This is a genomic window from Nitrosospira multiformis, from assembly GCF_900103165.1.
GTDB classification, from domain to species: Bacteria; Pseudomonadota; Gammaproteobacteria; order Burkholderiales; family Nitrosomonadaceae; genus Nitrosospira; species Nitrosospira multiformis_D.
The window spans coordinates 2,601,966-2,626,996 of the sequence record NZ_FNKY01000001.1 but is presented as its reverse complement, the minus strand read 5'-3'; the positions used below and the strand labels follow the sequence as shown (position 1 = coordinate 2,626,996).

At 48.3% G+C, this 25,031-nt stretch carries 26 protein-coding genes, 1 tRNA gene and 1 pseudogene; 13 read left to right on the top strand and 15 right to left on the bottom strand.

Annotation, left to right across the window (positions count from 1 at the left end; translation table 11 throughout):
• Nucleotides 1-61 precede the first annotated feature (61 nt).
• Nucleotides 62-1,045 carry a glycosyltransferase family 2 protein gene (locus BLR00_RS11860; RefSeq protein ID WP_176759980.1) on the bottom strand — a complete coding sequence of 328 codons (984 nt, stop codon included), beginning with the start codon at nucleotides 1,043-1,045 and terminating at the stop codon, nucleotides 62-64.
• Nucleotides 1,046-1,634: 589 nt separating this feature from the next.
• Here BLR00_RS11860 and BLR00_RS11855 point away from each other — a divergent pair.
• Together BLR00_RS11855 and BLR00_RS16440 are read left to right on the top strand one after the other, a co-directional pair.
• Nucleotides 1,635-2,600 (top strand): polysaccharide pyruvyl transferase family protein, encoded by a 966-nt coding sequence (locus BLR00_RS11855; RefSeq protein ID WP_074632873.1) that lies wholly within the window; start codon nucleotides 1,635-1,637, stop codon nucleotides 2,598-2,600.
• Between the two features lie 108 nt (nucleotides 2,601-2,708).
• A complete protein-coding gene (locus BLR00_RS16440) occupies nucleotides 2,709-3,815 on the top strand; it encodes a hypothetical protein (RefSeq protein ID WP_143007655.1) in 1,107 nt (368 codons plus the stop codon).
• 81 nt (nucleotides 3,816-3,896) lie between these two features.
• Here BLR00_RS16440 and epsA read toward each other — a convergent pair whose 3' ends face one another.
• Both epsA and BLR00_RS11835 read right to left on the bottom strand, forming a co-directional pair.
• Entirely contained in the window at nucleotides 3,897-4,727 is an 831-nt protein-coding gene (gene epsA, locus BLR00_RS11840) for an XrtB/PEP-CTERM-associated transcriptional regulator EpsA (RefSeq protein ID WP_256324134.1), read from the bottom strand.
• Between the two features lie 346 nt (nucleotides 4,728-5,073).
• On the bottom strand, nucleotides 5,074-5,790 hold the full coding sequence (locus BLR00_RS11835; protein WP_074632864.1) for an Npun_F0296 family exosortase-dependent surface protein: 717 nt from the start codon (nucleotides 5,788-5,790) through the stop codon (nucleotides 5,074-5,076).
• A gap of 688 nt (nucleotides 5,791-6,478) precedes the next feature.
• Here BLR00_RS11835 and BLR00_RS11825 point away from each other — a divergent pair.
• The 4 genes and pseudogenes from BLR00_RS11825 to BLR00_RS17220 form a co-directional block, all read left to right on the top strand.
• Nucleotides 6,479-6,799, top strand: coding sequence for a helix-turn-helix domain-containing protein (locus BLR00_RS11825; protein ID WP_074632858.1), 321 nt, complete (start codon nucleotides 6,479-6,481; stop codon nucleotides 6,797-6,799).
• Between the two features lie 60 nt (nucleotides 6,800-6,859).
• Nucleotides 6,860-7,342 carry a response regulator transcription factor gene (locus BLR00_RS11820; protein WP_074632855.1) on the top strand — a complete coding sequence of 161 codons (483 nt, stop codon included), beginning with the start codon at nucleotides 6,860-6,862 and terminating at the stop codon, nucleotides 7,340-7,342.
• A gap of 117 nt (nucleotides 7,343-7,459) precedes the next feature.
• A complete protein-coding gene (locus BLR00_RS11815; RefSeq protein WP_217628084.1) occupies nucleotides 7,460-8,035 on the top strand; it encodes a LuxR C-terminal-related transcriptional regulator in 576 nt (191 codons plus the stop codon).
• Between the two features lie 499 nt (nucleotides 8,036-8,534).
• Nucleotides 8,535-8,692: pseudogene (locus tag BLR00_RS17220) on the top strand (IS3 family transposase); the annotation flags it as partial.
• Nucleotides 8,693-9,250: 558 nt separating this feature from the next.
• On the opposite strand, the gene BLR00_RS11810 reads toward BLR00_RS17220, so the two are convergent.
• The 5 genes from BLR00_RS11810 to BLR00_RS11790 form a co-directional block, all read right to left on the bottom strand.
• Nucleotides 9,251-9,616, bottom strand: a complete 366-nt coding sequence (locus BLR00_RS11810) for a hypothetical protein (RefSeq protein WP_143007654.1) — start codon at nucleotides 9,614-9,616, stop codon at nucleotides 9,251-9,253.
• Between the two features lie 225 nt (nucleotides 9,617-9,841).
• Nucleotides 9,842-10,066, bottom strand: coding sequence for a hypothetical protein (locus tag BLR00_RS11805; RefSeq protein ID WP_074632850.1), 225 nt, complete (start codon nucleotides 10,064-10,066; stop codon nucleotides 9,842-9,844).
• 278 nt (nucleotides 10,067-10,344) lie between these two features.
• Entirely contained in the window at nucleotides 10,345-10,743 is a 399-nt protein-coding gene (locus tag BLR00_RS11800) for a response regulator (protein WP_074632848.1), read from the bottom strand.
• 292 nt (nucleotides 10,744-11,035) lie between these two features.
• Nucleotides 11,036-11,341 (bottom strand): hypothetical protein, encoded by a 306-nt coding sequence (locus tag BLR00_RS11795; protein WP_074632846.1) that lies wholly within the window; start codon nucleotides 11,339-11,341, stop codon nucleotides 11,036-11,038.
• 223 nt (nucleotides 11,342-11,564) lie between these two features.
• Complete coding sequence (locus BLR00_RS11790; protein WP_074632844.1) at nucleotides 11,565-11,978, bottom strand: pyridoxamine 5'-phosphate oxidase family protein; 414 nt, start codon at nucleotides 11,976-11,978, stop codon at nucleotides 11,565-11,567.
• A 515-nt stretch (nucleotides 11,979-12,493) separates the two neighbouring features.
• On the opposite strand from BLR00_RS11790, the gene BLR00_RS11785 reads away from it, so the two are divergent.
• Both BLR00_RS11785 and BLR00_RS11780 read left to right on the top strand, forming a co-directional pair.
• Entirely contained in the window at nucleotides 12,494-13,207 is a 714-nt protein-coding gene (locus tag BLR00_RS11785; RefSeq protein ID WP_074632841.1) for an Npun_F0296 family exosortase-dependent surface protein, read from the top strand.
• 262 nt (nucleotides 13,208-13,469) lie between these two features.
• Nucleotides 13,470-14,153, top strand: coding sequence for a zinc metallopeptidase (locus BLR00_RS11780; RefSeq protein ID WP_074632840.1), 684 nt, complete (start codon nucleotides 13,470-13,472; stop codon nucleotides 14,151-14,153).
• A 4-nt stretch (nucleotides 14,154-14,157) separates the two neighbouring features.
• On the opposite strand, the gene BLR00_RS16745 is transcribed toward BLR00_RS11780, so the two are convergent.
• On the bottom strand, nucleotides 14,158-14,310 hold the full coding sequence (locus BLR00_RS16745) for a hypothetical protein (RefSeq protein ID WP_176759979.1): 153 nt from the start codon (nucleotides 14,308-14,310) through the stop codon (nucleotides 14,158-14,160).
• Nucleotides 14,311-14,578: 268 nt separating this feature from the next.
• Here BLR00_RS16745 and BLR00_RS11775 point away from each other — a divergent pair, with 268 nt between their 5' ends.
• The 3 genes from BLR00_RS11775 (at nucleotide 14,579) to BLR00_RS16435 (ending at nucleotide 16,215) form a co-directional block, all read left to right on the top strand.
• Nucleotides 14,579-14,791 (top strand): hypothetical protein, encoded by a 213-nt coding sequence (locus tag BLR00_RS11775; RefSeq protein ID WP_074632839.1) that lies wholly within the window; start codon nucleotides 14,579-14,581, stop codon nucleotides 14,789-14,791.
• 682 nt (nucleotides 14,792-15,473) lie between these two features.
• The gene (locus BLR00_RS11770) at nucleotides 15,474-15,884 is read left to right on the top strand and encodes a hypothetical protein (protein ID WP_074632837.1); all 411 of its coding nucleotides are present in this window, start codon (nucleotides 15,474-15,476) and stop codon (nucleotides 15,882-15,884) included.
• A 145-nt stretch (nucleotides 15,885-16,029) separates the two neighbouring features.
• Nucleotides 16,030-16,215: a hypothetical protein gene (locus BLR00_RS16435; protein ID WP_107797566.1), complete on the top strand. Its 186-nt coding sequence runs from the start codon at nucleotides 16,030-16,032 to the stop codon at nucleotides 16,213-16,215.
• A 262-nt stretch (nucleotides 16,216-16,477) separates the two neighbouring features.
• On the opposite strand, the gene BLR00_RS11765 is transcribed toward BLR00_RS16435, so the two are convergent.
• Both BLR00_RS11765 and BLR00_RS11760 read right to left on the bottom strand, forming a co-directional pair.
• A complete protein-coding gene (locus BLR00_RS11765; protein WP_074632835.1) occupies nucleotides 16,478-16,777 on the bottom strand; it encodes a hypothetical protein in 300 nt (99 codons plus the stop codon).
• Nucleotides 16,778-17,053: 276 nt separating this feature from the next.
• On the bottom strand, nucleotides 17,054-17,812 hold the full coding sequence (locus BLR00_RS11760; protein WP_074632832.1) for a bestrophin-like domain: 759 nt from the start codon (nucleotides 17,810-17,812) through the stop codon (nucleotides 17,054-17,056).
• Nucleotides 17,813-18,092: 280 nt separating this feature from the next.
• Between BLR00_RS11760 and BLR00_RS11755 the strand changes: the two genes are divergently transcribed.
• Nucleotides 18,093-19,658, top strand: a complete 1,566-nt coding sequence (locus BLR00_RS11755; RefSeq protein WP_256324133.1) for an esterase-like activity of phytase family protein — start codon at nucleotides 18,093-18,095, stop codon at nucleotides 19,656-19,658.
• Nucleotides 19,659-20,348: 690 nt separating this feature from the next.
• On the opposite strand, the gene BLR00_RS11745 is transcribed toward BLR00_RS11755, so the two are convergent.
• The 3 genes from BLR00_RS11745 to BLR00_RS11735 form a co-directional block, all read right to left on the bottom strand.
• Complete coding sequence (locus tag BLR00_RS11745; RefSeq protein WP_074632827.1) at nucleotides 20,349-21,059, bottom strand: transposase; 711 nt, start codon at nucleotides 21,057-21,059, stop codon at nucleotides 20,349-20,351.
• 218 nt (nucleotides 21,060-21,277) lie between these two features.
• Nucleotides 21,278-22,831 carry a PEP-CTERM sorting domain-containing protein gene (locus BLR00_RS17055; protein WP_256324132.1) on the bottom strand — a complete coding sequence of 518 codons (1,554 nt, stop codon included), beginning with the start codon at nucleotides 22,829-22,831 and terminating at the stop codon, nucleotides 21,278-21,280.
• A 93-nt stretch (nucleotides 22,832-22,924) separates the two neighbouring features.
• Complete coding sequence (locus tag BLR00_RS11735; protein ID WP_074632823.1) at nucleotides 22,925-23,122, bottom strand: hypothetical protein; 198 nt, start codon at nucleotides 23,120-23,122, stop codon at nucleotides 22,925-22,927.
• Nucleotides 23,123-23,340: 218 nt separating this feature from the next.
• Here BLR00_RS11735 and BLR00_RS11730 point away from each other — a divergent pair, with 218 nt between their 5' ends.
• Nucleotides 23,341-24,228: a DUF2971 domain-containing protein gene (locus tag BLR00_RS11730; RefSeq protein ID WP_074632820.1), complete on the top strand. Its 888-nt coding sequence runs from the start codon at nucleotides 23,341-23,343 to the stop codon at nucleotides 24,226-24,228.
• 335 nt (nucleotides 24,229-24,563) lie between these two features.
• On the opposite strand, the gene BLR00_RS11725 is transcribed toward BLR00_RS11730, so the two are convergent.
• A tRNA-Asn gene (locus BLR00_RS11725) sits at nucleotides 24,564-24,639 on the bottom strand.
• Between the last annotated feature and the right edge of the window lie 392 nt (nucleotides 24,640-25,031).

The window sequence follows — 25,031 nt, the reverse complement described above, 5'->3', positions numbered from 1 at the left end:
TATTATTATCTCAGGAACTCAAAGGACAGCTCTTCAAAACTATTCAAACTGCCATAGTCTGTTACTCGGACATTCGCATGGAACCCATCGATCGATCGAAGTCTATTTTCCGGTGATTTGTTGACGGATCGTTGGGTATATCTATAGATAGGCCGGTATTCTTAACAATGGTTCCGTCGTGGCGGTTTTTGGCAACGTCAGCGAAAGTAATCATGGCTTCTGAACAACATATCTCCATTCGTATCTTGCTATAACCATTTTTCAGTAACTCTTCAAAACTTTTTTCATAAGGCGGGTACAAAGTGTCGCCATATTGCGCCGCAATTCCCGCCATTATTTCATTCGTAAGATTGTTGTTTTCGATAATGCGATGAATCTCATTCCAATGAATGCCGTTATTGTTCTTCCGGTCGCTACCCATGTGCCGGTAGGAATCAATTCCATAGCAAATTTTTTCCAGAAGCTGGTGTTTTGTCCGTATTGGCAAGTGATAAAGCGGAAAACTGTTTTTTGCTGGCAATTTTACTTTCGAAGACCTGTTTCCCATGAAGAGAGCGTGATTCCCTTGGGCAATAAAGTAATCACCCGAGGGAATGTGGCTGGGCTGGTACGCAATCTTGTGATGACGGGAAGGTTTGGGAGGTTTCAGAAAGAACTCGTCGATTACCCTGCCACTTTCCATGTCCAAAGGCACCAGATTGAGCCACGGCATCGAGATTACCGGAAATTGGCTAAACTGTGAAAGCTTGCGGTTAAACTCCTCCTTCGATCTAAATGGCATAAACTCGTCTGCATCGAGAAAGAATACCCACCCCGGCATTTTTTTATCCACAAGATGACTTGCGGTCCAGGTCATCAGTTCAGACTGATAATAGCCAGGCTCATCAAAGCAGTAATACTCAATATTGGAGCATCTCTCTGACAGAAGCTTTATATATTCCCTGGTGCCATCGGACGAGAGGTGATCAATGAGAATAACGCGATCAAATAGAGATGAGGCATGCGCGCAGAAGGTCTCGAGGATGGCCTTCTCATTTCTGATCATTGAGATGAGCGTTGTCTGACCCGCAGTCTGATTTGTCCTTGCGAATATATGGGGAGCCCATAAGGTTTTCCAGCGGAAAAATAGTTTCCTTCCTACGAGTTTTCTCAGGGGTGCGAGGAAAAAGTCTGTATTCCGCATTCCAATTCACCGGAGCCCGAGAGAAAAAGTCTGAAAAGAAAAACTTGAGGCCCCCACAATGGAAGAGAGCATCCTTCCACTCTGATCGGATAGCGGTGGGTGTGACAAGCTATATGCACATCAGCTCACATCTTCGACATAATCGCGACAGGTGTCCTGAGCCCGCATCTTGAACTACGCTTTTATCATTCCAAAGCTTTAGAAGCAGCTGCTCTATTACATCATGTGGCTACGTGGCCCAATAGCTGTAAAATTTTACAGGTATCAATTGCTTTCCCTCTCAAGGAAAATTCAATGTGTCTTGATAAGGTAGGGCACGTGTTGTGGGGAGGCTGGCGGAACGAATGTTTCGCTGCAGTTTGACTTGGGCACAAGGTAGCGGAAAATCGTGAACCAGCATCAATGATCCGCAGCGCCGGAGGCACGAAACCCAAAAGCGAAAAGATACACAATGAAAATCAATCATGCCGAAGTAATGCGCTCACTGGCGGATAAACATGAGGTCCTCGTCACCCTGATCGGAACAGATCGAGTTCACTATCTTGATATTCCTATGCACAGAAACATAGGAGACTTATTAATTATGTTTGGCACGTTACGCTTCTTTGAGCGCTATCAAATAAAAATTGATATCAAAGCAGCGTATTTCAGCTTCCGCACAAAGTGGGCACTTCCCAATGATGTGATTGTGTTTCAAGGTGGAGGAAATCTTGGTGATCTCTATGAGGGGCCGCAGCAGGCTCGCCAGCAGGTAGTCCGGGCACTGCCAAAGAACAGAATAGTCATTCTCCCTCAGACAATTCATTTTCTATCCAGGAATGCATATGATGAGTGTTGCAGGGTCTTTTCGCAGCACCCTGATCTCCATATTTGCGTCAGAGATCAACGTTCGTATGAACTTGCACTCCCGATGTCTCGGCACGTTTATCTTCTCCCCGACATGGCGCATCAGTTATGGCCAATACAGCGCCCCTTTCCTTCGGAAAGGGGCCATCTCGCTTTGATGAGAGACGATAGCGAGCGCTCCGGTGGTACGGTGACTGATTTTGACCTGTGTACTGACTGGCGCGAGCTGGTGGGACGTGACAACAAGCACCGCATTCGAAAGGCACGTCGTTTACTGCGCGCGTTACACTTGATGTACTTTAACCTTGAACGGCTCACCCATGAACTGGATTTATGGGTCGAGTACGCGGAGAAGCTCGTTGATGACGTTGTCAATCTATTTGGCAGATTTGATGTCATTACGACCGATAGATTGCACGCGCATATCCTGGCCTGTCTGATGGAGATTCCGAATATTGTCTGGAACAACTCTTATGGTAAGAATCATTCCTATGCCGCTGCCTGGACGGGAGTCAGCGATATTGTGCAATTAGGCAACACAAACTTACTGAGCCGGGAAAACATTCGCTAGTATGGAAATCGCTGCTGCTCTACCCCTATCTGGCCAAGGCAGTGGAGTTGCCTCCATTACGCCAGACGGCGACTGACAGGCACCACAAAATAGAGAGGTTACGGAAATATGTGGAAGCCAAAATTACGTGACCGGATAGCTCGTTTTCTCGATATCCCCGTATCTATTCCATCGTCCATAAAGCATGGCAATGATTTACGCACGAGAATCGATGGCAATTCCCTTCATGTCCGAAGTGAACGCACCGAACTTGTGTTATCTCCTGAGGCTTTGGGTTCGGCATTTCTATTGCCTACGATGGTGATGGGAAGACGTCTTGTCGGGGATTTGTGCGATCCGGTGTGGCTGGAGAACACAAAACGTATACTCAATCAGGTTGATGAGTGGTGGGATTGTGGGGTAATTCGCCCTGACTTTGCACCAAGTCATCCTGGTGAGCCGAGGCAAGGGATTGGTTTGGCATTTAGCCTGGGAGTTGATTCGTTTTACTCTTGTTTCTTTGCCGATACAGCTCCGGATCTTTTAATTCTGGCTTCCGGATTTGATATCCCAATAGAAAGAAGAGATATTCTGGCACCGATGTGCAATTCCCTGGCCTCAGTGGCTGAGGCAACGGGGAAAAACTGGACAATGATTGAGACAGATCTCAGAGTGCATCATCTCTTTCGGAGATTATCGTGGGAGTTTTCCCATGGGGGGGCAATCGCATTTTTGGGGCACCTTCTACAAGAGCATATTGGTTCTTTGCTTATTTCATCCAGTTATGATCAAGATCACCTGGGTCCCTGGGGTTCGCACCCTGATCTCGATCCTTATTGGTCTTCCAGCCGACTTTCAATCAAAAGCGTGGGTCATGACGTTTCTCGATCAGAAAAAGTAAAGCGATTGGTGAATCACCCTGTTGCGAGATCGTTAATAAAAAACCACTTACGCATCTGCTGGGAATATCCATCATCACTGGGAAATTGTGGTTATTGCCATAAGTGCGTACTCATGCGCATGACCTTGCGGTGGCATGCCCCCGATCTGAAGCTCAGCACAATGCCGGAAGATCTACCTCTGGTTCAAGCTATTGAGGCTTTGCCGCCACTAAACCAAAAGTTATCACTTAATTTCCGAAGGGAACTGGTGGGGCATCTTGACCCTCCCGTTGAGAGAGCACTACAAAAACTGATTCAGCGGTCGGAAGAGAGTATTGAAAGTATTCAAAAGTAATGCTACAAATCTAACGACCTCTGGAAAACAGTTTAATTATCAAAACTGCCTACCGGGTCGTTAGATTCATAAAAATAGTGCTCAATCTGGCCTCCCTTGAGCGCTCTTGGAAATAGCTTGAACGCGGTTGTTGACTTCAAGTTTTTTGAAGATACGCCGCATGTGGTTTTTCACGGTGAAGGGACTAATCCCTAGAATACTTCCTATTTCCGCATTACTCTTTCCCTTCTTTACCCAGTCCAGGATTTCATCTTCGCGCTTGCTCAGCCCATGATCTTCGCTTGATTCGGTTTCGGACCCTTTGAGTCCAGGATCTTTCTCCGAGTTGGCCAGAAATCCTGTCATCGCGGAGGACGGCAAGGGCGCTACCCGGCGCAGTGCGGTGTCAAGATAGGGCAACAGACTCTCTATTGCGGACAGGCCGGAGTTATCGAGGCTGGCGGTTGAGCTGAATATTATGTAGAGGCAATCCTGGCCCCCGCGGTTGTCATTGATGCCGTGTATGAGTAGAGATTGCATCCCGTATATTGCTCGACCGAAAGCACAGTGTGAGGCCAGCTTATCAGGGCGGAAGATACATTCGCCGAGATTTAGTCTAAAAGGCACTCTACCCAACCCGACCCAGCATCCATATAAATTCTGCTGCAGCGCAAGAAGATCTTCAGATTGCAAATAGTTGGTTCGGACTCCTGGAAGTGCAGAAACGAGGTCGTGGCGAAGACTGTTCTCCTCACCTTCGCCCCAAACCGCGAGCATGATTTCATGGGGGAGGTAATACTGCATTTCTCCTTGCATCCATTTCAAAAGATCAAGGTGGCTATTCACCACAATACCTTCCCCAACGATGCGGAAGTAACGAGATAAATGCTCATCAGACAGAGTAGGAAACCTCATTTGCGGAAACTGCCCCATATTCTTTTCATGCACCCCTGACTTAATCTTTTTTTTATATTGAGTATGTAATTCCGTTTAACTTTTCATGGGATCGACCTCATTTTTACTTTACTCGATCTCATGCAGCCTAATAAAACATAGGCGGATTTTGCGCATTGCCTGCTTGGCAGAAGTACAGAAATTAAAAGCCCATATTCGACGCTATAAAAACCCGGCGCGCGCCGTTACGTACGGGCCGGGTTGGGCTTGCATTAGCTATGAAGGAAAGTAGCTGCCCCGAACGACATCTTACTCATATGACTGACGCTGCCAATTGGATCAAGGTACAAGTACTGTTCATGTCTAAAGGAGTGCTTGCTGTTTTTCACTTTCCAGTCCGGCGATGACGGGTAACGATACCCCCGAGCAAACCAAGGCCCAGAAGAGCTAAAGTTCCGGGTTCGGGAACAGCACCCGTTTCAGGAAATTCGACAGGATTAACTGCCAGCGCCACGTTATCGAACTCAAACGCATACCCTGTGCTTGAGGCGATCACTCTGTTAAATGGAGTGTCGGAATTGATGTTTACATAGAACGTGCCAGCAGCGCCTTGATTCCCATTGGCCATGCCATCAACATTAAGGCCGGTGAAGTTAAAAAGCAGGGTATTGCCGTCATAGAAGGACAGCGTGTTGTAATCATCCACCGAGCCCCATAGCAGGCCAAAGTACTGGTGGTATCCATTCAACTCTAGTGAGACCTGTCCGATGCCAGTAGTCAGATACTGGGTTTGGTCCGGGCCATTAGCCTGGAGATTGCCAAACGGCGCGCCATTGCTACCTGAAATGAACGGAGAGGCATATTGCCCCGGAGCATCTGGAAGGGTGGCCGTGCCGGCTTCGGTGCCGCTGAATGTTACCGTGATGCCCTCGGCGCTAAGTCCGCCGGTGCCTGCCAGGTTATCAAAATTTTCATACACGCCTGCACCGACGGGAACGCCGCCCACAGAGGCGCTGAGCAAAGCCGCCGTGCTAGCCGACGATACCATAGTGGCACTCAAGGCGAACGTTATCGCATAAAACCTAATTGCATTATTCAACATCAAAAATCTCCCTGTCTGTTTGTTGAGGATCGCTGAGGGAATACAACAGCGACGAGTCATATGTTTGTTACCATATGCTTATAAGCAAACAGTGTGCCAGGGTAAATAGGTATTTATATTCATATATATATGGTACTAAATATTCTGGGAGTTCTTGATGTGAAAATTCCTTCGTCATGTACTAAAGTGCTACGTACCGAGGTATTGCAGTACTAAGGTGCTAATGCTGTTCGCTTAGCAGCGTGGCGAGAAAGTTGTTTTCATAGGGGAGAGTCAGGGTGAGAAACTGAAAATTTCCCACGTAAGGTGTCACCGAAATTACCAATAATCAGTGGGACGGGAGACACATTGATCGATAACTTCCGGATCAAGGGATTGCTTTCCAGTTGCGCAGCAGTATGCGGGTGGTATTTTCTTTACACGCTGTTACGGAAGTATCAGCACCTACAAACCGACAACGATTCCAAGGTTGAAAAGCTTCTGAGATATATCCCGGTAAAACCCCACCACGCCATGCATGCCGAGCAAACTTATAAAATTTGGGATCCACGCATGGCAATAATGGGCGCGTTTTCTCAAATGAAGCTATTTACAAATTAGTAAAGAAGAACTAAACTTTTTAAAAAGTTTAGTAAAGCTTTACCGATGAGGTTTGCCAATCAATGAATGTCAAACAGATAGGATAAATATGGGACCGAGACTTATTCAGTTACGGCGAAAATACAAGCTTAATCAAAGCAAGTTAGGGGAATTATGCGGGGTCACCAAAGCTGCTGTTTCACAATGGGAAGCCGGCATATCTACCCCGGAAATAAAGAGGCTTATCGAACTCCGGTCCAAGCTCGGTTTTTCCCTTGACTGGTTGATTGCCGGGGAAGGAGAGGCCACTCCTGGCAGCCTTGGTGCTATGCCAGGCTTCGAAGAGCGGCGTCAGGGCAATAGACGGGCATGCCGTCGCGATAGACGCCAGCGTCAGAAGCAGGACAACAGTATCAACAATACTCGCTAAGATCAATTTTCTGGAAACATTGCGACAACGCCGAGGGTATTTCGGCAGAAAGGAGAAAACATGAAAAAAGTAACCGTGGCAATAGCCGATACGAATTCGGTGCGGCGCGCGAACCTGGAACAGTCTTTGCAAGGTGAACAAGATATCAAGGTAATCACAAATGTTTTGTCGAGAGAGCTTGAGACATCCGGCGAGCGGCGACTCAAACCGCGTACGGATATGACAGAAATTGAAGATGTGATTGCGCGAATTGGCCAGCTTAAACCCCGCATTTTATTTGTCCACCTGCATGAATCTCCCGGGGGGTTTGCTCTATTGGAGGCTTTGTATCGCGAATATCCCGAAACACTGCTGGTCCTGTTGACCGATGAATCCGCGAAAGAAGAGGAAATACTGCAGGCATTGGCTACCGGAGTGCGTGGTTGCATGGACCACGAAGCGACTCGCGCTTATTTCTTGAAGGCAGTGCGTGTAGTAGATCGTGGCGAAGTCTGGGTGACACGCAAAATGCTCGGCAAAATCATGGATGAGGTATTGCATTGAGTTCATGAATATTAATAGGAGACATTCTTGATACTACTGGCGAGTTCATCGGAAGAAAAACTGTCGCAATGGGAGCAGGCTGTGAGCAGTTGCGCCCCTGTTTTCTGCTCAACCAACATGGATTCCGTGAAGCAGGAACTGGTCCGGATAAAACCAAAAATACTCTTGCTTGAATACGAGCTGCCTCAACTGAATGGACCAGATGGCATCTCGGGTTTGATGAAACTGAATCCAGAGGTCAGAATAATTATTTTGACTTCCCTTATATCTGACGAAATCGAATGGAATCTATTTAAAACCGGCATTAGAGGTTGTTGCAGAAGTGATATCGAAACCGAGCAGCTTAAAACTATTGTTGAGTCTGTTCAACGAGGAGAATTATGGCTCCGGCGGGCACTCAGCTGGCATCTTTTGAACGAACTGGTTGCGATCACAAGGGAAAAGAACAAGATGAAACAGGCCATTAGCGACCTGCTTGCAAATCTAACCCGACGGGAGTACGAAATTGCCGCACTTGTGGGAAATGGTGACTCCAACAAACAAATTGCACGCCGGCTGGACATTACCGAAAGCACGGTCAAGGCGCATTTGAGCGAGGTTTTTCGTAAGCTGGAGATTGCCGATCGTCTTAAGCTGGCATTAATGGTGAAAGGTTCGATACCGCATCATGTTTCGTCAGGAGTGGCGCATTAACTACCATCAATTTTACGCATTGCCATGTGAGCGTAACTTTTTCAAAGCAAATTACGAGAAATATGCGGGGTTCCGAAAGCTGCCGTATCGCAATGGCGGTACGACCAGATAAGGCTCGTGGTATGGGGCCTTCATACCACCGCTTGCATTCCACGAAAGCGCTGTGGATCTATCAAAAGCATATAGTTTTGCGAAGTGATGATACCACAAGGGAGGATACAAACGGGCATTGTGGATCTACCAATATTGTAATAAACGACTAAGATTACAACCACAGCCCGAAAAGAGTGTTGAAAGAGTGTCAATATCATACATATCCACAATATTTTGATAATGAACCGCTCATAAAAAACTTGCGGCTAATCAAGCGCTCATCTCCTCTCCCACTCAAACCCGCTTCGGCGGGTTTTTATTGCCTCTTCCGTTTCAGTTTACCTTCGCCGGAATTTTCCTGTGCGCCAAAGGTGCACCCGGGTAATGAGCTGTGGTGAGGTCGAATGTCGAATTGGCGACTAGACGTCGCGGCCTTGGCCAGGTGCATTTGCGACCTGCTGCGGCGGATGCCAATCAAAAACGTTTTTTTGTATTTACCAGGCGGCCAGGTTGACAGTAAAGCGTCGACGCAAGCGATATGGCGTGGCAATTGAGCGCGAACAGCATTGTGAGTGGGAGGATTATGTCTCAGTCCGCTGTTGCTTTGGGAAGACGCAGCTGAACTTGCAACGTCCACATCTGTAGTACTTCGTAACAGTACGAAATGTTAGAAAGTTGGATGTTAGAACTGTCAGCAGCATCGCTTTTTCGTCCTTTACCCAACACGTGGGACAATGGTTGCCAGCGAACATCTCAGCCAGCCCATATGCTCTTTCTACTTTATTAGAATCATCGGGATTCCATTTTTTAATTTCATTCGCGCAGATAAGAGCATGCTGTCTGAGTTCATTGACTATGTCCGACACGATTACCTCACACAAGACGATTAAGCAGGAAGTGCATGGCGGTTAATATCCGCGATTGAAGTGTGGCTTTCTCACAGTAACACACAAATCCCTTGATAAGGGAACGATGGTTTTCATGATCGAGCTGGGCACATCTCGGATGCTTGGCTACCCGTTGCAAAACCGTGCTAATTGAAATCAGGTAAAAGGTCTACAAAGTGTGGACACACTTGGAAAAGGGCGATGGACGGTTCGTTGGAAAATCGGTTAGGGTATGTCAGCGTTTGAGCATTTCATATACGTCTGGAGTGCCGTCCAGGTTTTGCTTGATGTAGTATCGGTTGCCTGCGTCCAGGCCATAATTCACATGAGTGTCACCGGTGTAAATATGAATGTTAAACCACTCATCCGCGGCTGCTCCGCTGAATGTCGCTCCCGATCGGGGAGGGAGGAGATGCTTTGTTCGAATCGTGTTTGGCGACTCCAGGTAGAAGGTGACTTCTGCATCTGTGCGGTTTGCAATGTAAACATGGCCGGTCTCGCGATGAGCAGACGGAATGTCAGTTAATTCGTCGTGTGAAAACGAAGTAGACGGGATAAGCACCGTCAACCAAAAGGAAGCAATGATAATTATCGGTTTCATTTTTGTGTCCCTCTCAAGATTTATCACTGGCTCTCCGAGGAGGCATCCAGCGATAGTTCTAACTAAACGACATTTGCAGAATAGCAGGCGGAAGAATTAATACAAGTCCGATTCATTAAAAAACTGTTTGTAGTTCTTGGAGAGTACTGATAAAAGTACTTCATCGAATGAGAAATGCTTACTTCGGAACCCGCCAGCCACGCGGGTTTTTTATTTCTGACCCACCTATAACCCAGTGAGTTTTTTTATGGGTAATGGATTCAGGGGAGCTATCCCTATGCTGGATCCCAGCGCGTTTGCCCAGAATACAGTGGTTTCCGGGAAATTTATCAGCGGCTCTTCATGCCTATAAGAACCTAAAAGATCGCCATCGGGACGATCGACAATAATACTTCCCAGGCGCTCGATATCGCCTTCCTCGGCTCGTATATAGAAGACATATTTAGGCATTGCCTGGCCTTGTAAACAAAATGCTGCGATGGATTAATGAGTAAATCAGGATTCTTGCGGCGCCAAACCAACGCTATCGCCTTTTTTGTGTTTCCAAAAGACTTTTGATTCAGGTCATCTACTTGACGCAAGCGATGAAGAAATCGGGACTAGATGCCGTGGTAACCAATGCTATTCGCTGAATCATCTTCTCTTTTCCTTCTTACTGCTGTAACGGAATTATTTTTTTATCTTGATGCAAGGCTCGGCAAAGAGCACTTATATGACCTGTATTCGGGCTATTGTCCGACCACGCTTGCAATAGTGTCGATTAGCTCCTCAAAGTCGACAGGCTTGGAAAGATACTTCTGAAATCCGGCATTAATTGCATTTGTTCGATCCTCTCTCCGACTGAATGCGGTGAGGGCAACAGCTGGAGTTTGTCCGCCTTTATATGCCGGCAGATTCCTCACTTCACGAATGAATTGATAACCATCCATCCGCGGCATATCAATGTCGCTCAAAATAACATCGGGCCTGAGCGTCTTCATCTGTTCTAGAGCCGCGGCTGCATTGGCAGCAGCCATCACACTGGCATAATAGAGAGTCAGTATCCGTTTAATGATATCCCGAACCTCGGGCTCGTCATCAATAACGAGTATTTTCACTCCGGAAAGTACAAGAGTTGAGTTATCCATATCCAAGCCCCGTCTATTTAAGGAAAACTTGAAATTGTAGTGAGCGCAACCCAACTGCAGGGATGCACGCACCGCAAACTATAATGACACTCATATTACTTTTGATTTTGAATCGTCACTGTGCGATCCCATACATAGCGGTTTTCCCTATTAAGGGTAGCTGCAGCCTGATCTCGAACTCGTGAAACTACCCGTCGGGGAAGGAATTTATGAACCCGCTATTCGCATAACCCATCCGCGCAGCGAACCTGTCCTGCGTGATCGCCAGCGGGGAGCACCCCACTACTGGGGCTTACTGGGGATGGGGATGGTCTGGACCTTGCCCTAATCGACCGCCTTGAGGCGGCTGAACACCTTTATAGTTCGCAGTGTCCTTATCGGGCTCTGGCTTGGATTGTTTCTTTCCCATTTTTTTCGCTTCGTTTGTTGCATTGGGCTTATTCGCAGGCTTTTCTTCGGTTGCTACCGGTTTTTGCGTGTATTCATCTTTAAGATTTTTCGATTGAGCATGAACCATACCTGTCAACCCCAGAATTAGGGCGTTGATAAGAACTAGCGTTTGAAGCGTTTTGCTTCTGAAGGGCAGAAGATGTTTCATGGCAGTTCCTTCATATAAAGATAGCTGAAATGAAAGTCTATGCGATGCATAAAATATAAACCGTACGCTACCGCACGTTGGACTGCACGTTGCCGAGGATGTCGAGTTTGGTGTATAAGTCACGCGCCCGCGATTCGTCCGTACTGCTCATGTGCATCAAGGGGATTTCCGCGGCAAGGGTGCATTATGGCTATGGGCATGTGCATCTGCACGCGCCATAGCGCTATCCGGGTGCATCCCAGTATTCTGCTTCCATAATACTGACTTTGAGTAAAGCCAGGTCTGGATCGTCTAGCCCTTTTGGAAACCAGGGCTTGACCCATGGGGACCATAAGTCCTGCATTTTTTCCCTATCGTGTACCAGCTCAGCAGCACCGGATATGGAAAGATAATCCTGTTTATCTGTGCGCATAAAGGCGAGGTTGACTTGTTGATCCGGCTTAGCTTCCACAATTTTTGGAGATGACTGGGACGTAAAGAACCAAAGATTGCCGTCGCCGTCAAGTTGCATAGTGGCCATCGGACGGCTACGCAAGGTCCCGTCTTTCTCAAGAGTCGTCAACATCGCGAATTTAGCGTCGCCTACCATTTCAGCCACCTTAGCCAGGGCGGCATTATGTTGCTCATCAATTTTCATGGTAATTCCTTTATATCGACCGGGTTTGACATTCAGATTTTTTCAGTGCTTTACATGGATTGCCTGAGTACGGGTTTCAGCATTTCTTTTCAGGTCTGCGTAAAGCATCGCTGGTCTCGGAGTATACCTCTCGTCAGTCGGGTGTATCTGCTGGATCGCGCTCCTGGTCTTGATATCCATGCTGTGATCGGTTTATCTGCGTGTCGCAGCAGGAAAACCATTCCAAGTAAGCGGCCAAGTGGGAAGATGTACTATGAGCACTACAAAGATGCTCACCTCAACCCCACCTCGGCGGGTTTTTTTTGCGCCGAAATCCTCACTATTTATGACGAAAACATTTATAGTATCGGCCTATTTCTTATGAGTGATGCCTTGTAGTACCTTAGTCGCATGCACTTCAGTCCAATATTCAGAGCTCTCTCAAGTCCGTAAGATTTCACACATGAGTTGCCACGATATCGTTTTTTCTGGTAGGCAACTTCAACTGATGAATTATGAGAGGGAGTACTGAAGTGATGAATAGGGCAATTAAGTTTTACACCATGGTAGGCGTTTTCGCCCTTGGAGCTGCTGTGGTACCGTCTGCCGGCATGGCGGCGGTGATCACCGCTTCGGTGGGTGGTATTCCCAGTGGTGCAGGGGTATATCTGAATTTTGATGCCCTTTCAGCGACGGGCGGTGCCGCAGGCCACGGTGTCACCGTCGCATTCAGCGGTACAGGAGCTGGCACAGCCACACTTCCAAACGTTTCGGGGCAATATGCCGCACCGTTCATTTCAAGCGGCAATGGCGCACCATTTGGCAACTCTCAGGCCGATGGCCCGGACGAGACTCAATACCTGACCACTGGCATTGGAGAAGTCATATTCCAATTGGGTGAGTATAATCAGTATTTTGGCTTGCTGTGGGGCTCGGTTGACAGTTACAATACGCTATCCTTCTACGATGGCAGCAACTTGCTGTTTAATTTTTCCGGCCTTGATGTCAATAGCCTGGCCAATGGCGATCAGGGGGCGAGCGGCACGTTCTATGTGAACATTAATTCTTCCGTCGCTTTTGACAAGGTGATTGCGTCGAGTACAGGATGGGCGTTTGAGTTCGATAATGTGGCACTGTCGCGTAATCCTACCGATCTTCCTCAGAGCACCGTGCCTGAACCCGGCACCCTTGCTCTTCTATGTCTTGGCTTGCTGGGAGGCATAGCTGTCCGGCGTCGCCGGACTCAATAATCAGAGACGGTATTTAACGAGCCTTTTCTCGACAATCAGGTTTCTCAAACCCCGCTTTGACGGGGTTTTTTATTGCAACGCGATCCTCTCGTCTACCAGAATCCGAGCGAATTATTCCGTCCGGTATTACGCATTCGAAGTCAGGAATTATCTGGTCCATGATGGATCAAACGTTTGCATAAAGCGTATGATCAGCCCGAGGTGTCGATAGATCGTTCCTCGCTGTTCTGATTACACTCGTTTCTTAACGGTATTTTTTGCCATGCTTTATCTGGTATTGATCTGTTTAATCCTTCTTCTCGTTGTTGGACCTTCATACTGGGTCAAACATACCATGGAGAAATATAGTGAGCCGGCAGATCGCTATTCCTTCACAGGCGCACAACTCGCTCGAAATCTGCTGAATGAGGCTAATTTGCAGCACGTGGGGGTGGAAGAAACCAAGCTGGGCGATCATTATGATCCATCAGCAAAAATGGTCCGGCTTGCATCGGATAAATTCAACGGCCGCTCACTGACCGCTATCGCGGTTGCAGCGCATGAAGTCGGCCACGCGATCCAGGATCGGGATAACTATCCGCCACTTGCCCTGCGGACTACGCTGGTGCAATGGGCTGCGCCCGCGGAGAAACTGGGTGCCGGTATTCTGATGCTGGCCCCGGTGATCATGACGGTTTTGCGTTCTCCCGCGGCAGGATTACTATTCGTTGTCGGTGGCATGTTGACCCTCGGCAGCGCGGCGCTGGTGCATGCGCTAACCCTTCCGATGGAAATGAATGCCAGTTTTGCTCGTGCCTTGCCCATTCTGGAGCGTGGGCGCTATCTGATCGAGGGAGACATGCCGCATGCCCGGCGCTTGCTCAATGCCGCAGCTTGGACTTATGTTGCGGCTTCCTTGATGACACTACTCAATATTGCACGCTGGGTGGCCATCCTGCGCCGTTGATGAGCTAGCTCATCAACGAATCAGCGTGTCGTTTGTACTTGGCGACGATGAGTCTGCCAAGAGGCCGTCCTTCAATCCCCAATGGCTGTATTGTCTTGTTCCAGGTCTCGATACGGTAGCGAGTGGGGCCGGAAAGTCCACCAGCAAAATCAGCCACATCCCAATTCTTCCACAAACAGGTAGACTGCTTGCAGCTGAATGGTACGAAATATATTGCAATTCTTCTTCCTGCCAGAACTTCAGATGGGGCAGGGCGGCGATACCCGCAACATTGTTTTAGAGGACAAGAACCAAATTTCAATCTAAGGAACTGTGAAAAATATGTCCCTTATTTGTGAACTTATTGTGAACTATCAAGTCTGATTTATTGAACTACTTGCAAGAGTAGTGGGATATTTACTAAATAGTATCTAGGAGCATCTTTCATGAAAACCCTTCCTAAAGTTTATGGTTTCATTCCCGTGATTCTCGCTCTCCTGTGGGCTGTTCCCGCCCTCATCTTGAATGAATTCAACACGGACGTGGTTATTTTAGAGTTATGCATCCTGGCGGGTACTTACATAGCGTACGCTCATCCCGGTATTTTCAGCTTCATGCCTCGCCGCGACAGGAAAATTACTCCCAGGGCCATGGCGTAAAACTTGGCAGTAGGACGAAACAGCAGGGTGTCCCGTTTTGTCGACGGTTTGGTATAGATGTTTTCCAATGGCCCTTGATACTGATGTATGTTTCGTCCATGTGCCAACTCGCGCCCCTGGGCGCTTACATTGCCGGAAGGCTTGATCCCGCAACCGTGTGGATCGAGCCTCGGCGATTCAGAGCGGAATACTTAACTGCAACGTCCTGCTCCTGCATCGTTCTTTCTACCTCCCCATAGCTGAAAAGGTAGGATGGGTAGAGCGTAGCGCAACCCATCAAACCTGCTTTCGAAAAATCTATCCTCCTCGTTTCCCTGCTGCCTATTTTCCGGCAAGGCTACCCAGATCCGATGGAATTTCAACCCCTATGCAGACTGACGGGTCAATGTTTCTCCCTCCCATTCGGGTCAAGTTTTTGTAGCCAACCCAGAGCTGGTGGTTGGTCAATTTTTTTTCTACTCGACTCCTATTTAAGTCAGCGCCGAGCTCAAATTCGGCTGGAGCGGGCATTGACGCTAATATGCTGACGTACCATTAGAGCTATAAAAATGGTGGGTTTACCTGTTCCTGCTCAAGTTTGGGCGCACAGTTTATGATTAACTTCTATACTATGGTTTGAGGTGAGTTAAATCGTTTTTATGAAAAATTTTGATGGTGAATTTAATTAACTTGGAGGAAGAAATTGAATAAGAAATTTTTAAAGGCACTTCATATTTTAACTAACGCTTTAATTGTTATAGGAGTTTACGGATGGATTGGTCAAGCATCGGCCGGCTCGCCCATGTATTTTTGTGTAGGGGAGAAGAACCTCAACTGTGAGATTCAACCTGTATATGATTGCGGTACCAGTGCACATGGGGTTGCTCAAGGTCTTTGTACGGCAAATACCCGACACGGCCCAAAATTTCTTGCATACCTTTTGACCGATGTTGCCAAGCATGATGGCGACAAGTGTGGCTATAGCATGTATAAGGTGGAATGCTTGACTCGCGCTAGTTTATCCAAGCTGAGAAATCGTACCACCGAGGCCGCGTCTAAATTCCGGAAAATGGAAGAAACGATGAGCATAAAACCCATAAAAACCGAGAAATAGTATATAAGTTTTTTCCTTAAATCAGAGCTGCGATCAGGAAAGCTATAAGGCGAACAGAAATAGTCAAAAGTTCTCGGAAAGGCCTTGTCGAGGGTGCATCGAGCTTTATAGCCTTCCGGGGTCTGATCATTTCGGCCACAGTGGCATGAGCATCGCTGACATCGCTCATGGTGGAAATTGCTATTCAGAGGCAGCTGGCAAGCGTGCAAATCTGGGCAGCGTTGCCAGGCCGACAATAAGATTTCACAAACCCCGCTTTGGTGGGGTTTTTTATTGCGCCGCAATCTACTCCTGTTTATGGCGTGCCGATCTGCTTATCGGCAAGCAGTGAGTCCATAAACCGTATCAAAACAGCGCAAGTGTAAATCCGATCCTATCGTGAATGATGCGAGGTACAGGCGGTGGATGAACGTATTTACAAATGGCCGGACTGAATCAGAGGGTCAAGGAACTCATATGTGAATGGCGGATAGGCTATTGCGAGCCCAGTCATGGCTAGGAATATCCGGATTACTTGCTGTGGGAGCAATCACAATGAATGCAAAAAATGCGATGAAGAATATAACGGGGGAGGGCAAGAAACATCTCGCTCGCTAGGTATTGCCTGGTTTATGACTGAAGCTTCCGAAAATCTCTTCGAGTTTTTCCTCAACGAGGATATCTTCCATTACAGGATCGGGTCTACCCCCACGAGTCCGATGCTCAGAGTACCACTGGTGAATAAGATGGCAAACGTTGTCCTCATCCTCGTTCCTGAACTCTGAAATATCGATTCCGCTGGCGTCGCAGATGTCCTCAATAAGAGACCAATCAAATTCAATATTTCCATCAGTTGAAGAATCCCGCTTTAAATGAAGGTCTGAGAAATTGACGTCAGGAATGGTAATTTTCATTTTCTTCTCCTTATTGACCGGCCGGTATGTGCCAATTATTCACATGGGCAATTAATGGTCAAGACCTATTTGCGAGAAATTTTCAATCTTGATGGTGATTGAAAACTGCAGATCGTTTTAAAAACGACAAGCTGGGGTGACGGTGACGCGCACCGGCACGGATTGTTGAGAATTTCGGCAAGCGCGTGTACGACGTTTTTTTCTCGGTCCATTTTGACAGAGTGCCCGGAAGAGGTTTTTAACTGGAATCCACCTTTAGCATTTAGCCCTTCCCAGTTATTTGCCGAGAAAACCCATTGCACTGTGCAACGGAACACTGGAAACCCTGATGATCCCCTCCAGCGGGTTATTCATCTCCACGATAATGAAAAGCGCACAGGAGACCGATAGCGCGGCAATCCCCAAAACAGTAATGACTGTTGGGTTGCGGGGAGCGAACATGCCAAAGCTGGTGAAGAGCATGGCAAGCCACGAGCACAGCACTACAAGCAATATTGCGGAAATCGATTTATGCCTTTGCTCGATCAACGTCCAGCGTAGTAGGGCCAGATCGTTGCTGAGCTGCATCGCCTCCGATTGAATCCTGCGCTGAGTGTCAGTTTGCGGCTGGAGATTGCTGATACTGGCGTGAATTTTCTCCAGGGTGGTCGATTTTACAATGACATCAATGCGTTGCGTGGTATGTTCCTCGGGCCAGATATATCGTATTGTGTTGTCGAGCGTGTTGCGAATCATGTCTCGGACATCCTTCGTCTCCGGCCCATAGCTCGCCAGGACGCGGTCAAGCAGGATGACCTTTGCCCCCAAATTGACAATTCCAGTATTCATCTCGTCAAGCGTATTTTTTGACGAGCTGACCAGCAAGCCGAGAACCAAGGCCGCCATCGTTGCCACGAGGCCAGCCCCCATCTTTACGGCCTCCTTTGATTCCTCGTTCACGTGGTGTGGGGGAAGGGCACTCCTCAGGAAAAAGCCGAACAGCGTCCCGCCAAAAATACAGACAAAAGCGACCAATGCGATAGTTATCGAACTCACGGCAATTTCGACCGCTGAATGGTTTCAGTTTTCATAATCTGCCGAGGGGAAACGATAACAAATTCGAGAAGTAGCGGCCTGAGTATATGAGGCCCTGTCAATCTTAGTCAATCGCTGATTCTGTGCTGTGGACAGGCAAGCAGACACAGACAAGAACAGTGCTCCCACGCAGCAGATCGAAGTGGTGAGTGGGATTACGGGCGGTGGCCCGTTGCAATTTCTGACATTACCGATTGCGCCGACCGCGCTCAACACCCAGGTATCTTCCAGGCAATCTTGAGTGGCTATCTATGAACCGTTCGAACCAATCAGTTTCTCTTATTTTTGTCATATAGCTATGCGACGATCCAATGCAGTCGGGCACCTTCGGTCAATCAAACGACCTGATTATTTAATTTCAACGGAGCTTATAGTGATAGACGCACACCGCAATTCAAAAAAAATTCTGCCGGCGCTTTTGGCGTCCTTACTAGTAGCTCCGGCCGCAAACGCAACGCCAATACTGCTTGGTATCGGCAGTTTCTCGAGTGCCGCGAGCGATATGTCAGGCTTGAATGGCTCACTCGAAAATGGGATCGCTGCCAATCTTCTTGGGGGCATGGGCTCAGGGCTGGCTTATGCGGGCAACAATACGTTCTTGGCGTTACCGGACAGAGGTCCGAATGCTCTCGCTTATGCGGGTGGGAGCTCTGTGGATAACACTACCTCCTTTATCTCCCGTTTTAACACGATCAGTTTAAGCTACTCGGCGGGTTCGGGTTCGCTGCCCCTCACGGTTACCACCAGTTTAAACAATACCACCTTGCTTTCAAGCACCACTCCATTGACCTACGCAACTGGCGGCGCCCCCGCATTGAACACTACGGCGATTAATTATTTCAGTGGTCGTTCGGATAATTTTGGACCAGGCAACTCGCTCAACCCAAATAACGGGCGTCTCGATCCTGAAGGCATTCGTGTTTCAAACGATGGTAAAAGCGTGTTTATATCGGATGAATATGGTCCCTATGTGTATCAGTTTGACCGTCAGACGGGCGAACGCATGAAGTCCTTTGTGTTGCCGGGTAATTTGGCCGTGGCCAACCTGAACTCACAAGGCGCCCTGGAAATCAGCGGAAATACCTCAGGTCGGGTAGCCAACAAGGGTATGGAAGGTCTTGCAATTTCCCCGGATGGCACTACTTTGTATGGCTTCATGCAAAGTCCGTTGGCGCAGGATGGCGGTGACGGCGGCAGGGCCAACCGCATCGTCAAAATAGATGTGGCGTCCGGCGCCACTCAAGAGTTCGCATATGACAACCAGATTGGCAGCAAGAACTTCAATAGCAGTGAAATCCTCGCCATTAACAATCATGAATTCCTTGTTCTGGAACGGGACGGCAAAGGGCTGGGCGATGGTTCAAATGCGGCAATAAAGCAATTGTGGAAGGTCGATCTGGCGGGTGCCACTGACATAACGGGTATGAGTGGCGAAGCAAATCTTTTAGCCAACCAGGGACATCCGGCAAGCAGCTTGTTTCTTGATATCAGGGCGTTGCTCAACGCAAATGGCATTACTGATGCAAATATCCCGTCCAAGTTGGAAGGTGTGGCCTTTGGTGACGATGTAACTGTTGGCGCGAACACTTTTCATACTCTTGTTTTGGCTAACGACAATGATTTTACCTCTGTTGCAGGCGACAACAAGTTTTTCGTAATCGGTTTCAAGGACGCTGATCTTGGGGGATCTGTGTATCTTCCCCAAACAGTAGCGGCAATTCCAGAACCGGAAACTTACGCCATGCTGTTGATAGGCCTTGGCTTGGTAGGTGCAATAGCTCGTCGCAGGGTAATCTCAACCAATTAAATTGTAGTAGTTGTGATTTAATCTGACAGCAGGACCTTGCCAAAGGCGGGGTTACCCGTTGATAGAGATGCGAATCTTTATCAAATTGAGCGCGCAAGCGCAAAGGAGTAATCCCATGAGTAGTGTTCAGAAAAATGTTATCAAACACACAAAATCAATGGGGTCAGTCTGACCCATTGATTTTGTGTGAATAGTTTGCGCAGTAACCTGGAACTTTCGGGAGAGGTCGGCTGGTGTCCTGTCTGCGCGAACCAATTCAACTAACTTCAATTCCAGAAACTTCCTTCTCCCAAGAGCAACATGGTAGTAGTTTCAATTTGTGTTAATTTGATGATCTGCGCCGCTATTGCAGTTCAAACCTCATCGGCATCATGGCACGCGCCACAGCGGGCTTTCCAGCTCGCAAAGGAGGGGTGTATCTCTAACGCGACACGGCAGTAAGTGCCAGTCACCCAAGTTCTTCATTTTTGGCCTCGATCATACGGGGAAGATGCACCCACCCCTCCTTATCAATGAAAAACTCTACCATGACCGTGTCCATAATCCTGCTGTCCCTCAAATGGAAAGGATAGCGGGTGGCGGCGCGTACAGTGGCTCCGGTAGCGCATCCAATCGGGGCAAATGGTAAATCTCTGGTGAGTCTTCTTCTTTTCGCAGTAACTTTTCGGTCACGCTGCTCGATCAATAGGGTCAGACTCGATTGATCTTAAATTGTTCTGATTTCCTATCCCCACCCTTGGCCGTGGGTTCTACTCGTCTCTTCAATTTCTCTTGAATACTCCGCTTGAACCGGTCATCTCCCAATACCCAAGCTTTATTTGTCGCGTCTCTGATCGCGTTAATGTTCTCTTTAGATATATGGTGCTTGAATAATTGCCGGTATGCATTCCGGCGCTCCTCGTGATTATTTCCCAAACGCCGGTATTCAGGATGTGGCGTTACCAAATTGTTAGCCTGGTTCAAGGCATTATAGCCATAACTTGACCAACGGTATTCGGAGGGGTGCTTTACCATGCCTGCACGCACTGGATTAAGTTCTGCGTAACGCATGCAAGTCAATAAATACGTCTCGGTATCAATTAGAGTGGCTTTGTAACGCCCTTCCCACAGCGTGCCCGTGCGCTGGTAGCAATGATTGAAATATTGTACGTAGTAACGCCCCAGCATTTGCAAGGATTTGCTCAGGCCCTGCTCTTCGTGGGGTGTGACAAGTAAGTGTACGTGGTTGGCCATCAGCACGTAAGCATGAATATCACAGTTGTATTTCTTGCAGGCCGACTGTAATTTCTCAAGATAGAAAAGATAATCCGCTTCTGCGCAGAAAATCTCAGTTCGATTATTGCCACGTAAGATGACGTGTTGCGGTTGGCCGGGAAGGATAAATCTGGACAAGCGGGCCATCACAATCCTTTATTTCAGGGGGGAAGCGCCGACTTACCGCATCGTTAGTTTATAATCAATCGAGTCTGACCCCATTGATTCTGACCATTGATTCTCGAAGGAATGGAGCAGAGGGCGAAGTACATTGAGAAAGAATAGGGCGAACCTTTCAGTCGGAATATTCCATTTTAAATCGCTACCGATTCTGGGGCAGGGTCACTGCATCGACCAACTCTAGATCAAACTGCTACTGAACGGATCACATCACTTTGTGAATACCTGATCACCTTCTGGCGGCGCCGGCCGTAGCCGAACAGGCCGAGGACGCCGAGGCCGAGCAACATAAGGGTGGAGGGTTCGGGAACTGCAGCTCGTGCCTCTTGTGTCACCGGCGATTGCTCTAGATCTATGTTCAACCAAGCCCCGTTTAATGATAATGTCGTGGCTGACCCCCTAAGCAAGTCGGCAAGGTTAATCTGCCCTGTAACTGCGTCAAAGAGCGCGCTCTCCTTTCCTCCGGTATCACCCAGCGCGTCGTAAGCTGCTATGGCTGGTCCAAAACTGGTCATCCCAGGGAAAAATACGCCGGCCTCGAGCAACAGCCTGTCGGCCAACGCAATCTCTTGCCCAGGCAACGCAGCTGCTCCTAACGATGCAGTATCATTTAGAAACTGATTAAACCGTAGTAATGTCAGATCAGGGAAAACAGGGTTAGAGCCACCTACCAGCGCAGGGAAGGCTACTGTCCCAACAGCGTCCTGGGCGCTCTGAAAAGCGGCCACTGCATTATCTAAGGCGGTATTCATTGCGGAACATGCGCTTCCTGCAGCGGCAGGACAAGCCGCTCTGGCTTCAGCAACTGCACTGTCGAAATTCGTTCTAGCAGCCAGAAGGCCTGCGACAGGTGATTGGAAAGAGGTATTTTCCAAAACTCCGGCAAATGCCTCAACAGTGCTGCGATACTCAATTAACTCACCTTGGAGATCCGCTACTGCAGTTAGCACCTCATCAAAGCGGCCTGCTGTGGCTGCGGCTGCACCGAGCGAAGCCCCAATGAACATATGGGCACCTTGAGTGATAAACGCTTGGGAAATCAAGCCAGAACTACCGGCTGCGAGAAAATCGGTATTAGTCAAGTTAAAGCCGGTTCCGATGGAGACAAGAGTAGGAAGCAATGCTTCCATTTCCGCACTAGTCGCTGAGGCGTAAATAGGGCCAGTCGTATCGGAGGATGTCGCGTCGCTGACTAGACCCCAGGACCATTCCCAAAGTCCTCTCAGGGCTTCACCGATTAATGTCCCTCCGATAGCCCCAGCGGCGACCACGACTGTGGCCGGTACCGCTGCTGTCGCTCCTGCCAGGGCAAGCTCGGCAGTCGCGACAGCAGTTTCAGCGGCTCCAATTGCCGCAAGTGCAGCAGCTGCCGCGGTTCCCGAGGCACCTGCTGCTGCAGCTCTTGCTGAGAAAAGAGCCGCATTGGCCGCTACAACCGCCGCCTCTGCGACTTGAATGGCTGTTTCCAGATGTCCAATAGTCGCTTCAGCCGTTTCGACCGCCCCGTCCACAAGCATTCCTGTATAGGCTCGCCCGTTTTCCCATATCGGCCCAGCCCGTACCGGTGAAACCGGACAAATGGATAGAGCCAAGACCAACAATCCTATGATCGTCTTCTGAATACCTGCTTGTTTGCTGTTCATATAGAAAATTGGAAAAATAGGATTACACGCCCTTGATGGCGTCTTGGCTGCGTTGGTAATTTTAGAATGGCGAACCAGAATACCTTCCTCGCACAACTTGGAATTGCGCTGTCGGTGAGAAGATCATCATTCAGAACCAGCCCCTGTTCTGAATTGCCTGCAGGGTGAACAAATAATATGTTTCTTCTGCTACTGAAAATGAAGCATAAACCGTACCAAATTTTTGTTTTCCGTATATGTCATTGTTTTATTTCGCTCGTCTGCAAAGGGCGTTGCGCTGTCGCAAATCTTCTGAGGAACGGGTGTAAAGTTTCTCGACAGATTTTCGGCCAGAAATTGCCCTCGAATAATTTCACCAGCCGCACCTATGCCATTGGTCTTATCCATCGGCACCAAACGCACATCCTTATTGGTCCCCCGATCGACCCTCACTACGAACCATTCAACTTAAAATAGAGTTCCCATTTCGCTTCATAAAGCGGGTGACGTAATGTTGTTTTGATTCACCATTGATGCAATTCGGCGCTTGAGGCAAGATGTTAAGATGATGCTTTTCTATAGCCTAGTTCGGCACTCGATTTTACGGCTTCGGGAGATTATAAAAGATGGTGGAATCAGGCCCTAAAGATCCCAGAGCGTTGCATCATTACACCACGCAAAATGGGCTCATTGGAATCATCCGTGACCGCGTCGTTTGGGCGACCAATATTTGTTACATGAACGACGCTCGCGAGTTCAACTATGCCATGGAACTGCTACGTGAGGCGATGGCATCGTTCGAATGCGGTGATACTGAGCAGTTCGCTTTCGTACTTCCTTTCGTGCGCCCACAGGCATGGGACGTATACCCAAATGTATTTGTCTTCTCCATGTCCGAGCACAAGGATCGCCTCGGTTTATGGCGCGCATACGCGGGCGGTGTCGCAGGATACTCGATTGGATTTTCCACGTCAGAGTTGCGGGAAGCAGCCCGAAAGGCAGGCTTTCATCTTGTCAGATGCACATACAACAGAGAAGAACAACAGCAGCTCATCGCGAAGTTCGTGGAAGACATCCGTTCGTGGGTGAACAGTCTCTCAGCTGGTGAGTTCTCAATGCGGCAACACACTCTAATTCAGAATTTTTGGGATAACTTTGCCCTTCTCGCTGCCCAGCTCAAGCATCCGTCCTTTTCCGAGGAAGCTGAGTGGAGACTCATATCTGATGGCATGTACGTTTCTAGGCCGATTGATGGAAAGGAACTTTCCGAATCAAAAGCGTGGGTAACCGAGCCGCGAGCGATTCGAATCCGCACTGGTCAGTCAACATTGACTCCGTTTGTGGACATATCACTCTCAAACAATGAGGAGCTTTTGCCAATCTACAGCCTCTTAGTGGGGCCATCGATCGACCCGACGAGAGGCATACATGCGGTGCAGATGCTTCTATTAAGCTGCAAGCAGCATTCAACGAAGGGTGTCGGTGCATCGACTATCCCCTATCGCACGTGGTAAAGCGCCCCGTGTGAGTCCGCGGACGTTCAGATTTAATTGAATACGGTTCACTCCGAATACGGTGGCGGTGGAGTTGAATATCATGCGGCTATAGCACGGTGATTTAACGGTGGAATTCCAAACGTTTTTCGCTTGGAAATGGTGGGGATTTGGACGACTCCCCCTGGGGCCGCTAACCCCATCTGTTTTTGCGATGTCAGGACGAGGGACTTAATTCCCGCGAACTCAACCGTTTTGATGTGGTGGAATTGCACCGAATTAAAATAATTGCGGAGCAAACTCTGTTTTGCGGAGCAGAATTCGTTTCATAAAATCGCTGAAACGCTTGCTGATATTGGCTCCCCGACCAGGGCTCGAACCTGGGACCTGCGGATTAACAGTCCGTCGCTCTACCGACTGAGCTATCGGGGAATTGAAGAGGTGCATATACTAATTGTTTGAGGCTCGGCGGTCAATCGAAAACCCCGAGATGCCTTGATTTATGGGATTATTTGCCGCCAACGTCAGCGCTTTAGTCGTAATATTTAACTTTTTACGGCTGACAGGGCTAAATTCTTTTGATCGATTGTTATTTTTCTTTGGATGGAATTGTGCATGGGGCTCTATCCATTACTTCCTTCCGGCTAATAGCATCAATCTGACCTATGATGATGTTGAATATTCTTTGGTTGCGATAGCAATTCGCAGGTCAAATTGGATATGATTCTGAATCCTATGGTTGGTAGCTATTGTTCGCTTCTATTATGATCTCCAGATGGTTCTTGTGTTATTTGATCTTCACCTTTATGAGTGATTTGCTACAG

What these genes read in the sequence shown, in the direction of transcription:
- BLR00_RS11780 (WP_074632840.1), top strand. Translation starts at nt 13,470, where the DNA reads ATGCTTTATCTGGTATTGATCTGTTTAATCCTTCTTCTCGTTGTTGGA.
- BLR00_RS11795 (WP_074632846.1), bottom strand. Translation starts at nt 11,341, where the DNA reads ATGAAACATCTTCTGCCCTTCAGAAGCAAAACGCTTCAAACGCTAGTT.
- BLR00_RS11745 (WP_074632827.1), bottom strand. Translation starts at nt 21,059, where the DNA reads ATGGCCCGCTTGTCCAGATTTATCCTTCCCGGCCAACCGCAACACGTC.
- BLR00_RS11810 (WP_143007654.1), bottom strand. Translation starts at nt 9,616, where the DNA reads ATGAAACCGATAATTATCATTGCTTCCTTTTGGTTGACGGTGCTTATC.
- BLR00_RS11860 (WP_176759980.1), bottom strand. Translation starts at nt 1,045, where the DNA reads ATGATCAGAAATGAGAAGGCCATCCTCGAGACCTTCTGCGCGCATGCC.
- BLR00_RS11815 (WP_217628084.1), top strand. Translation starts at nt 7,460, where the DNA reads ATGGATTCCGTGAAGCAGGAACTGGTCCGGATAAAACCAAAAATACTC.
- BLR00_RS11735 (WP_074632823.1), bottom strand. Translation starts at nt 23,122, where the DNA reads ATGGATAAGACCAATGGCATAGGTGCGGCTGGTGAAATTATTCGAGGG.
- BLR00_RS11775 (WP_074632839.1), top strand. Translation starts at nt 14,579, where the DNA reads ATGAAAACCCTTCCTAAAGTTTATGGTTTCATTCCCGTGATTCTCGCT.
- BLR00_RS11855 (WP_074632873.1), top strand. Translation starts at nt 1,635, where the DNA reads ATGAAAATCAATCATGCCGAAGTAATGCGCTCACTGGCGGATAAACAT.
- BLR00_RS11790 (WP_074632844.1), bottom strand. Translation starts at nt 11,978, where the DNA reads ATGAAAATTGATGAGCAACATAATGCCGCCCTGGCTAAGGTGGCTGAA.
- BLR00_RS11800 (WP_074632848.1), bottom strand. Translation starts at nt 10,743, where the DNA reads ATGGATAACTCAACTCTTGTACTTTCCGGAGTGAAAATACTCGTTATT.
- BLR00_RS16440 (WP_143007655.1), top strand. Translation starts at nt 2,709, where the DNA reads ATGTGGAAGCCAAAATTACGTGACCGGATAGCTCGTTTTCTCGATATC.
- BLR00_RS11820 (WP_074632855.1), top strand. Translation starts at nt 6,860, where the DNA reads ATGAAAAAAGTAACCGTGGCAATAGCCGATACGAATTCGGTGCGGCGC.
- BLR00_RS16435 (WP_107797566.1), top strand. Translation starts at nt 16,030, where the DNA reads ATGAGCATCGCTGACATCGCTCATGGTGGAAATTGCTATTCAGAGGCA.
- BLR00_RS11785 (WP_074632841.1), top strand. Translation starts at nt 12,494, where the DNA reads ATGAATAGGGCAATTAAGTTTTACACCATGGTAGGCGTTTTCGCCCTT.
- BLR00_RS11730 (WP_074632820.1), top strand. Translation starts at nt 23,341, where the DNA reads ATGGTGGAATCAGGCCCTAAAGATCCCAGAGCGTTGCATCATTACACC.
- BLR00_RS11835 (WP_074632864.1), bottom strand. Translation starts at nt 5,790, where the DNA reads ATGTTGAATAATGCAATTAGGTTTTATGCGATAACGTTCGCCTTGAGT.
- BLR00_RS11765 (WP_074632835.1), bottom strand. Translation starts at nt 16,777, where the DNA reads ATGAAAATTACCATTCCTGACGTCAATTTCTCAGACCTTCATTTAAAG.
- BLR00_RS11825 (WP_074632858.1), top strand. Translation starts at nt 6,479, where the DNA reads ATGGGACCGAGACTTATTCAGTTACGGCGAAAATACAAGCTTAATCAA.
- BLR00_RS11805 (WP_074632850.1), bottom strand. Translation starts at nt 10,066, where the DNA reads ATGCCTAAATATGTCTTCTATATACGAGCCGAGGAAGGCGATATCGAG.
- epsA (WP_256324134.1), bottom strand. Translation starts at nt 4,727, where the DNA reads ATGGGGCAGTTTCCGCAAATGAGGTTTCCTACTCTGTCTGATGAGCAT.